Origin of the sequence: Geobacillus sp. LYN3, from assembly GCF_003064505.1 — a bacterium.
Taxonomy (GTDB): domain Bacteria; phylum Bacillota; class Bacilli; order Bacillales; family Anoxybacillaceae; genus Parageobacillus_B; species Parageobacillus_B toebii.
The window spans coordinates 1,301,150-1,303,437 of record NZ_QCWL01000001.1 but is presented as its reverse complement, the minus strand read 5'-3'; the positions used below and the strand labels follow the sequence as shown (position 1 = coordinate 1,303,437).

1 protein-coding gene is annotated in these 2,288 nt (G+C 40.9%); it reads right to left on the bottom strand.

What is annotated here, in order from left to right:
* Positions 1 to 36 precede the first annotated feature (36 nt).
* Positions 37 to 2,034, bottom strand: a complete 1,998-nt coding sequence (locus DCC82_RS06830; RefSeq protein WP_097354262.1) for a methyl-accepting chemotaxis protein — start codon at positions 2,032 to 2,034, stop codon at positions 37 to 39.
* Between the last annotated feature and the right edge of the window lie 254 nt (positions 2,035 to 2,288).

Sequence of the window (2,288 nt, the reverse complement as noted above, 5' to 3'; positions counted from 1 at the left end):
TACCTAACCGAAATTCATCTCCCACTTTCACTTCGTTTAGAAGTGGGAGACTTCTTTCGGAAAGATGTTAAACTTTTCGACTAATTTTTGTAACTGCCGTCCCATGTCACTTAATTTTTCTGCCGATTCCGTCACTGTACTCAATGCTTGCAGCTGATCATCAGCTGATGCTGCCACTTCCTCTGTAGCTGCTGCAGATTGCTGAGCGATGGCAGAAATATTTTGCATTGCTTCGATCACAACATCTTTGCTTTCGTTCATCCGGTTTGCTTCATCTGTAATATTAGCAACAGCCGCCGTTAATTCTTCCATCATTGCCGTAATTTTTACAAATGAATCCCCTGTTGTATGGACAGCTTGTTGCTGTTGTTCGTACATATCTTTAGAATAACTAACCGCTTGCATCGCTAGATCGACTTGTTGTTGAATCATAGCGATCGTTTGACGAATTAGCTCTGTTGCTTTTGCTGATTGTTCCGCTAACTTACGCACTTCTTCCGCTACAACGGCAAATCCTTTTCCATGTTCTCCTGCTCTTGCCGCTTCGATGCTGGCATTTAAAGCGAGTAAATTCGTTTGTCCAGAAATAGCGGTAATCGTTTGGATCACTTCATCAATTTGTTTCATTTTTTCTACTAAGTCGTTCATCACTTTTTCAACCGCCAATAGTTCTTTTTTCGCCTCATCCGATTTTAATTGCAGCACATTTAAATTTTCCAGCCCGTTATAACTAGCTTCTTTTGTTTCATTCGATAATGTTTGCATATTTGCCGCCGATTGCGTAACTGTTTCAATCTGCTTCGAAAGCGCTGTAGTTCGTTCATTGATCGTATCTAAATCGCTTGCTTGCTCTGTTGTTCCTTTCGCAATATCGTTAATGGCGCTTGCAACTTGTTCGCTTGTCGCCATTGTTTCCTCAGAAACAGCGCTGAGATGATCAGCGGAAGCCGCTAGTTCTGCTACTGATTCATTGACTTGGTGGATCAGCGCCCGCATTTGTGAAATCATCTGATTAAAATGATTCGCTAATTGTCCGATTTCGTCTTTTGATTTTACTTGAACGTGCACCGTTAAATCGCCTTCCGCCACTTTTTCCACTTGGTGTTGAAGTGCAACTACCGGCTTGACGATGGAGCGGGCGAGAAAATAAATAGCGATGATGCCAATAAGTACAGCCACAATCGTAATGATCATCATTTTTGTGGCAATCGATCGACTGACAGCAAATAAATCTTTCTCTTTATATACGGTGCCAACTTTCCATCCTAGCTCAGGGATTGTTGTAAAATACATCATCCGTTTTTCATTTTCATATGTATATGTATAGAAGCCACTTTTATTTTCTAGCATATACTTGGCATTGGCATCTTTTGACATATCTTTTCCTTTATATTGCGGGTGCACAACGGCAATTCCATTTTGATCAACTAATACTGGATATCCATGATAGCCAACATCAATATTATTTACAATTTTTGCAACTTCATCTAATGTCATATCAATTCCTAGTACAGCAACAACACGACCACCTTCTTTTACCGCCTTGGCCAATGTAATAATATTCTTTCCCGTTATTGCATCGACGTAAGGCTCTGTCCAAACTACTTTGTCCGGATTTTCTTCCGCTTTTTTATACCATGGACGCGATGTTGGATCGTAACCGTCAGGCAACTCAGCTGCCGGCGTCGTATACATTTTTTTATCAGCCGTTCCAATATAAGCAAGTTGAACATTTTCGTGGATTTTTAAAAACGTGCGAAATTCTTGGTCAAGCGCTGGCCATGAATGGCGATCTTTGATCATTTTCGCTACAACAGGTGATTCACTAAATTGCAGCAAACTATTTTCCTCGCTTTGAAAACTGTCACGAACATCCCCAACCGCCCTTTTTATAATGGATTGCGCACGTTTTTCAGCATCTTGCTGGATCATTTTTTTCGTTTCAACGACCCCAACAATCTGGGTAACCACTAATGAAACAATCATTAACAATGCCATTAATACGATGAGTTTCGTCCGCAATGTTTTGAACACAGCCAGTTTCTCCCCTTTATGTATCTCGTTTTTTGTCGAACCTTGTATTATTATAAAAGGGACTATCGTCGTGCGTCTATAGGAGCAAATTCTTATAACAGTATAATACGAACGGAAATAGAACAATATAAAACATATCCTGTTTGATAAAAAGGTAGTCAACTACCCAACGGCTAAAGCCATGGGCTTGCAGCTAGCCTAATTGGCTGCCGCGTTCGGCTGGTTGACAGCAGCCCTGCGGATGTTTTCCGCAG